General features: G+C 61.2%; 5 protein-coding genes. 3 read left to right on the forward strand and 2 right to left on the reverse strand.

Going from position 1 to position 7,419, the window contains the following annotated elements; translation table 11 throughout:
* Positions 1-47 precede the first annotated feature (47 nt).
* Entirely contained in the window at positions 48-2,726 is a 2,679-nt protein-coding gene (gene alaS / locus ABI546_RS01795) for an alanine--tRNA ligase (protein ID WP_348043500.1), read from the forward strand.
* 104 nt (positions 2,727-2,830) lie between these two features.
* Here alaS and egtD read toward each other — a convergent pair whose 3' ends face one another.
* Together egtD and ABI546_RS01805 are read right to left on the reverse strand one after the other, a co-directional pair.
* Positions 2,831-3,859 carry an L-histidine N(alpha)-methyltransferase gene (egtD, locus tag ABI546_RS01800; protein ID WP_348043502.1) on the reverse strand — a complete coding sequence of 343 codons (1,029 nt, stop codon included), beginning with the start codon at positions 3,857-3,859 and terminating at the stop codon, positions 2,831-2,833.
* Between the two features lie 312 nt (positions 3,860-4,171).
* A complete protein-coding gene (locus ABI546_RS01805) occupies positions 4,172-4,684 on the reverse strand; it encodes a GNAT family N-acetyltransferase (RefSeq protein WP_348043504.1) in 513 nt (170 codons plus the stop codon).
* 83 nt (positions 4,685-4,767) lie between these two features.
* On the opposite strand from ABI546_RS01805, the gene ABI546_RS01810 reads away from it, so the two are divergent.
* On the forward strand, positions 4,768-5,313 hold the full coding sequence (locus ABI546_RS01810; RefSeq protein WP_348043505.1) for a TlpA disulfide reductase family protein: 546 nt from the start codon (positions 4,768-4,770) through the stop codon (positions 5,311-5,313).
* A gap of 144 nt (positions 5,314-5,457) precedes the next feature.
* The gene (locus ABI546_RS01815) at positions 5,458-6,567 is read left to right on the forward strand and encodes a transglutaminase domain-containing protein (RefSeq protein ID WP_348043506.1); all 1,110 of its coding nucleotides are present in this window, start codon (positions 5,458-5,460) and stop codon (positions 6,565-6,567) included.
* The last annotated feature ends 852 nt before the right edge of the window (positions 6,568-7,419 follow it).

Below are 7,419 nucleotides of genomic sequence, written 5' to 3' on the forward strand. Positions count from 1 at the left end.
GGCTGAGCCCGAGGGCGCCCGCCTTGCCAAAACCACTATTGCAGACCATGAGCCATCCCACCTCCACGCCAGCTTCCACGTCCGCTTCCGCACCCCTATTCACCGTCTCGGACATTCGCAAGACATTTCTCGAGTTCTTTGCGTCCAAGGGCCACACCGTGGTGCCGTCCAGCTCGCTGGTGCCGGGCAATGACCCGACGCTGATGTTCACCAACTCGGGCATGGTGCAGTTCAAGGACGTGTTCCTGGGCACCGACAAGCGCCCGTATGTGCGTGCAGCCTCGGTGCAGGCCTGCCTGCGCGCCGGCGGCAAGCACAACGACCTAGAAAACGTGGGCTACACCGCACGCCACCACACCTTCTTTGAGATGCTGGGTAACTGGAGCTTTGGCGACTACTTCAAGCGCGAGTCGCTCAAGTGGGCCTGGGAGCTGCTGACCGAGGTCTACAAGCTGCCGGCTGAGCGCTTGCTGGCCACGGTGTATGAAGAGGATGACGAGGCCTACGACATCTGGACCAAAGAGATTGGCCTGCCGCCGGAGCGCGTGATTCGCATCGGCGACAACAAGGGTGGCCGCTACAAGTCCGACAACTTCTGGATGATGGCCGACACCGGCCCCTGCGGCCCCTGTAGCGAGATTTTTTACGACCACGGCGACCACATTCCCGGCGGCCCGCCCGGCAGCCCCGATGAAGACGGCGACCGTTTCATCGAGATCTGGAACAACGTGTTCATGCAGTTCGACATGGCCGCCGACGGCAGTGTCACCAAACTGCCCGCGCCTTGCGTGGACACCGGCATGGGCCTCGAGCGCCTGGCTGCCATCCTCCAGCATGTGCACAGCAACTATGAAATCGACATCTTTGCCGAGCTGATCAAGGCGGCATCGCGCGAGACGGGTGAGAAAGACCTGGGCAACAAGAGCCTGTTCGTGATTGCCGACCACATCCGCGCTACCGCGTTCCTGGTGAGCGACGGCGTCAACCCGTCCAACGAAGGCCGCGGCTATGTGCAGCGTCGCATCATCCGCCGGGCGATCCGCCACGGCTACAAGCTGGGCAAGAAGACGCCGTTCTTCCACAAGCTGGTGGCTGATCTGGCTCGCCTGATGGGCGATGCCTATCCCAAGCTCAAGACCGACGAAGCCCGCATCACGTCAGTGCTGAAAGCCGAGGAAGAGCGCTTCTTTGAAACGCTGGAAATCGGCATGACCATTTTGGACACCGCCCTGGCAGGTGGCGCCAAGGTGCTGCCGGGCGATGTCGCCTTCAAGCTCCACGACACCTATGGCTTCCCGCTGGACTTGTCGGCCGATGTGTGCCGTGAGCGCGGCGTGGAAGTGGATGAAGCCGGCTTTAAGGCCGCGATGGACAAGCAGAAGAACCAGGCGCGCGCCGCCGGCAAATTCAAGATGGACCGCGCCCTGGAATACAGCGGCGAAGGCCATGCCTTCACCGGCTACGAGTTGCTGGAAGAGCCCGCCAAGGTGGTGGCACTGTATGCCGACGGCGTGGCCGTACAGACACTCAACGCGGGGCAAAGCGGCGTGGTGGTGTTGAACACGACCCCGTTTTACGCCGAAAGCGGCGGCCAGGTCGGCGACCAGGGTCGGCTGACGGCGGGCCCTTCGACAGGCTCAGGGCGAACGGAATTTGTGGTCGACGACACGCTCAAGATCAAGGCCGACGTGTTCGGCCACCACGGCACGCAAGCCGAAGGCACGCTAAAAGTCGGCGACACCGTCACTGCCCAGGTCAACACGGCCGTACGCGCCGCCACGGTGCGCAACCACAGCGCCACGCATTTGATGCACAAGGCGCTTCGCGAAGTGCTGGGCGACCACGTTCAGCAAAAGGGCAGCCTGGTGAACGCCGAGCGCACGCGTTTTGACTTTGCGCACAACGCGCCCGTCACCGACGCGCAGATCCGCGAGATCGAGGTGCGTGTGAATGCCGAAATCCTGTCCAACGTGGCGACCGACGCCAGTGTGATGGCCATGGAAGATGCGCAGAAATCCGGTGCGATGATGCTCTTCGGCGAGAAATACGGCGAGACCGTGCGCGTGCTGACGATTGGCTCCAGCAAGGAGCTCTGTGGTGGTGTTCACGTCAAGCGCACCGGTGATATCGGCCTGTTCAAGATCGTGGGTGAAAGTGGTGTGGCCGCCGGCGTGCGGCGTGTGGAAGCCGTCACCGGCGAAAACGCGCTGGCTTACCTGCAGTCGCTCGAATCCACGGTGGAAGCCGCGGCCGGCTCGCTGAAGGCCAGCCCGTCCGAATTGCAGGGCCGCATTGGCCAGGTGCTGGAACAGGTCAGGTCGCTTGAGAAGGAAATCGCTGCGCTCAAGGGCAAGCTGGCTTCTTCACAGGGCGACGAGCTGGTCACGCAAGCCGTTGATGTCAAGGGCCTCAAGGTGTTGGCCGCCAAGCTGGAGGGCGCCGACGCCAAGACGCTGCGCGACACCATGGACAAGCTGAAAGACAAGCTCAAAACCGCCGTCATCGTGCTGGCGGCTGTCGATGGCGACAAGGTGCAGATCGCCGCGGGCGTGACCGCCGACAGCGTCGGCAAGGTCAAGGCCGGTGAGCTGGTGAACTTTGTGGCCCAGCAGGTGGGCGGCAAGGGCGGCGGCAAGGCCGACATGGCCATGGCCGGCGGCACCGATGCGTCCAAGCTGGGCGATGCGCTGAAGTCGGTGCAAGCCTGGGTGACCGAGCGCGCTTGACAAACCAAGTCCGGGAGCGGACCAGATTGCTATGAATTTAGTAGCTGCTCGCGCGCACTGTTAAAGGGCTGGAGGCCGATTTCTCTTGAGAAATTGGCCTTTTTTCATTCAACGGCGGCCCAGAACACCGCAAACCAGCTTTGAGGGTCGGTCCAGTATTGAACCTGCCCGAACCCGGTCTGCCGCAGCAGCGCCGTCATGCTTTCCACGGTGTATTTGTAGGAGCATTCGGTGTGAATTCGTTCGCCTGCATCAAAACGCCGCGCATGCCCAGGCCAGCGCACCGTGAGATCTGACAAGGCTTCAAGGTGCATTTCGATGCGCGACTCCGCAGCATTGAACAGTGCCACATGGCGCCACTGCCGAACGTCAAAGTCCGCCTGCAGGAGGTCGTTGACGTTAAGCAGCAGGTTCTTGTTGAAGGCGGCGGTCACGCCCAGTGAATCGTCGTAAGCCGCCTCCAGCCGCGCAGTGTCCTTCACCAGGTCAATGCCCAGCAACAGGCCGCGCGCCTTGCCCTGCGCCGGGTCGGCGATGTGCTGCAAAAACTGCAAAGCCTGCGCCGGGTGAAAGTTGCCCAGGCTGGAGCCTGGGTAGAAAAACACCCGTTCCTGGTTTTGCACTTCGCGGGGCAATACCAGGCCAGACGAAAAATCCATGCCCAGGCCGACGATGTCGAGCGCGGGGAAGCTGTTTTGCACCTGTGCGGCCGAATCCCTTAAAAACTCCACCGAGATGTCGACCGGCACATATTGCCGCGGCTGAAGATGTGGAATGAGCGCAGCGGCTTTGGCGCAATTGCCGGCGCCCAGGTCAATCAGGCAGGCGTTGTGGATGCCGCTCGCGCCCAGGGTGGCGGCGATCTGCGGATAAGACGCCGCAAAAATGGCGGCCTCGGTGCGGGTCGGGTAGTACTCCTCCAAGCCCGTGATGGCCTCAAAAAGCCGGGAACCCAGTTCGTTGTAAAAGAATTTGGGGCTGATGACAGCCGAGGGCTCAAGCAATCCTTCTTCCAGCTCTTGCGCCACGCCTTGGGTCTGGCCCGGCTGCGAATCGTTGTAGAGGTTGATGAATTGCGGCGATGCCGTTGGCAGGGCGTCAGCCAGGCCGGGGAAGTGGAGGGGCAGGTTCACGATGGGATCAGCCAGTTAAGTGATATCGACAGATTTAAAAGCAGATAGCGAAACGCCTTTGTAGGACTGAACCGCTTCGGGTGCAAGCGGCACCGGCCAAATGCTGTCCTATATAGGGTTCTTGTGGGGCGGCGAGCTCGGCGGAGTGCGGCTTTTCACTGTCGCATTCACTGTCTTTTGCGCCTTTTGGGCCTTTGCGTCTCCCATGTCACTTGGTCAGGCGATGCTGCGGCTTCTTACAAAAAAGCCGGGGTTTTGGTGCCGGCGCAAGTTGATGAGCCGGTTTTGCTAAGGGCATGCCTGTACGGGCGCTCAACACGTTGGCCGGGCCTGGCTCGTGTTATTGGCCCCTTGCGCGAAGTCCCGCAGGGTGTCACCGGCCATGCGATAGCGCACCCATTCGGCCTGCGGGCTGGCTCCCAGCGACTGGTAAAACTGGATGGCCGGCTCGTTCCAGTCCAGCACGCTCCACTCCAGCCGTCCACAGCCGCTGTCAAACGCCAGCCGGGCCAGGTGACGCAACAGCCGCTTGCCGGCGCCGCTACCCCGGTGTTTGGGCGAGACGTACAAATCTTCCAGATACATGCCCTTGCGCCCCAGCCAGGTGGAGTAGCTGAGGAAGTACACCGCATAGCCCACAGGTTCTCCGTCTGCTTCGCAAATGAGGGCCCGGGCAGGCGTGCCCGCCTCAAACAGGCTGCGCTCAATGTCGGCGGCACTTGCAATGACCTCATGCTCTGCTTTTTCATAAATGGCCAGTTCGACGATGAAGGCGTGGATCAGCGCGGCGTCGCCGGCTTGCGCTTCCCGGATATCGATGTTCATGGCGTTTCCTGTGGTGTGTTTGAAGATGCCGGTTGGCGTGTATGGGTATGTGGCGGATGCTATCCGTTCCCTAGAATGGACCCATGCCAATGCCGTTTTTTTCCCGTCGCCGCTTCCTGCAGCAGGCGGTTGCCATCGCTTCCGGTGCGTCCGTGTTTCCGGCGATGTCGCAGGGGTTGACCGGCCCGGCCTACGAAGTGTCACCCTGGCCCGGTCCCCTGACGGCGTTTGGACTGGTGGACACCACCGGCAAGACCTGGCGAGTGGCCGATTTGCGTGGCCGTGCCGTGCTGCTGAATTTCTGGGCCAGCTGGTGCGAGCCCTGCCGCGCCGAAATGCCAACGCTGCAGCAGATTGCCGACCTCTACGGCGACGACAAGCTGCTGGTGCTGGCCATCAACTTCAAGGAACCGGCAGCGCGCGCGTTGCAGTTCGCCAAAACCACCGGCGTGACGCTGCCGGTGCTGTTGGACCTGGACGGCAAGGCCGCGCGGGGCTGGGGCGTGAAGGTTTTCCCGACCACCTTGATGATCGACCGCACCGGCCAGCCGCGCCAGCGCGTGACGGGCGAGGTTGACTGGACCAGCCCAGCCGCCGAAAAATTGATTGCGGGCCTGCTCAAGCCCTGAGCCTGCTTCCCCCGCACCGCAGCAGCGATAATCGAAGGCCAGCCCTTGGCTGCCTTTGCGGGCGGTGTGGGCTGCCAGACATCCCGGGGCATTTTTACCTGCCCCGGTGCACGTCGCCCTCACACCCACCCGGAGATACCTTTCATGTCGACCGTCCGCCGAACTTTCCTCAAGAACACCGCCGCCGCTGCCGTGGCTGCTGCATTGCCCGCCATCAACTTTGCCCAGACGCCCGCGCCGAGCCGAGGCCATTTCGCCCCCCAAAGCGGCGCCTGGCGCACGTTTGACGTGACCACCCGTGTTGACATCGTCAAGCCGCAAGGCGTGACCAAGGTGTGGCTGCCGATTCCATCGGTCAACAGCGACTACCAGCGCTCGCTGGAAAACGGTTTCTCCAGCAACGGCGTGGCCAAGCTCATGCAGGACGGCCAGGACGGCGCCAAGATGCTGTATGTGGAGTTTGCGGCCAACGAGCCGAAGCCCTATGTAGAACTGACCAGCCGCGTGCAGACGCAAAGCCGTGCAATCGACTGGTCGCAAAAGACAGCGGCTGCGGAGAGCGCTGACACCCTGCGCTATTTCACCCGCTCGACCGCATTGATCCCCACCGATGGGATTGTGCGCAAGACCGCCGTGGCGGCGACCCAGGGCGCGCGCACCGATGTGGAGAAAGCGCAAAAGCTCTACGACTGGATCGTTGCGAACACCTACCGCGAACCCAAGGTGCGTGGCTGCGGTGAAGGCGACATCAAGACCATGCTGGAGACCGGCAACCTGGGCGGCAAGTGCGCCGACCTGAATGCTCTGTTTGTAGGCCTGTGCCGCTCGGTGGGCCTGCCTGCGCGTGACGTCTACGGCATTCGCCTGGTGCCTTCGGCATTCGGCTACAAAGAGCTCTCAGGCAATCCGGCCAGCCTCAAGGGCGCCCAGCATTGCCGCTCAGAGGTTTACCTCAAAGGTTACGGCTGGGTGGCGATGGACCCGGCCGACGTGGCCAAGGTCATGCGCCTGGAAACCGCCGAGTGGATCAAGACCACAGGCAACCCGGTGGTGGCACCTGTCAACAAGGCATTGTTCGGCGGGTGGGAAGGCAACTGGATGGCTTACAACACCGCGCATGACGTCGCGCTGCCCAAGGCCAGCGGCGAGAAGCTCGGTTTCTTCATGTACCCCGTGGCTGAAAACGCGGCCGGCCGTTTTGATTCTTACGCGCCTGACGACTTCAAGTACCAGATCACGGCAAGGCTGGTATAGCCTCAAGGTAGCCCCCACGGTCGCTCACTGCGTGTAGCTCCCTTGCCCCCACCAAGGGGGCCGCTGCGCCTGCGGTCCGGCAAAGCCGGTCCCGCAGCCCCTGCTGGGGAAGCTAGAAGCCCTGCGGTCAGACACCGCTTGTCGCAAGACTTCCATCGTTTTGGTTAGCGCTTATTAACTGGTCCAAAGCAAAAGGTTGTGGCTTGGAAAATTGCGGGGTTTCGCGGAATTTTTATACCTGTATAAATCTGTACAAAATTTCAGGCAAACTCAACAGACACGCCACTTCCGGGAGGATTTTGATGCCCAAGTTATATTGCAGCGCCATTTTTAGACCGCAGGTTTTGCGGTCTAAATTACGTTAGACAGCATGCGAAACTTCATAGCAGCTTGCATTGCCTTCTCGGTCTCCGTTCTGTCCACTGCCGGTATGCCGTTGCCCTTTGAAAATGTTTTGTCAATTCGCTTCGAGCGAAATGCCAGAGAGCTCTCTGCGCCTGAGCAACAGCGTATTCGCGATTTTCTGCAGAGCATGGCATCGCGAGGGCAGTGTGAAGTGATGTTGGCTCAAATTGAAAGTCGTACTGACAACAGTGGGGCGTATATACGTGATTTGCTACGCCGCGAGGGCATCGCTAACGTTCGCGTTTCCACTCAAAATGACGGGGCAGCAGATGAAGTCCGCCTTACGCTAAGAGGAAACCATGGCCCAACTGGTTGCAACGTTCACTAGCGTGGGCCTGCCGTCTAACAAGTCGGCCCAGAGGCGACGCCCTACGGCCGCGCCTGGCCTCAAACGTTAGACGGCATGTCATGAAAACAATCGCCTTGATGTTTGTAACAGCCCTGTCA

Origin of the sequence: Polaromonas sp. (genome assembly GCF_039932935.1) — a bacterium.
GTDB lineage: Bacteria > Pseudomonadota > Gammaproteobacteria > Burkholderiales > Burkholderiaceae_C > Polaromonas.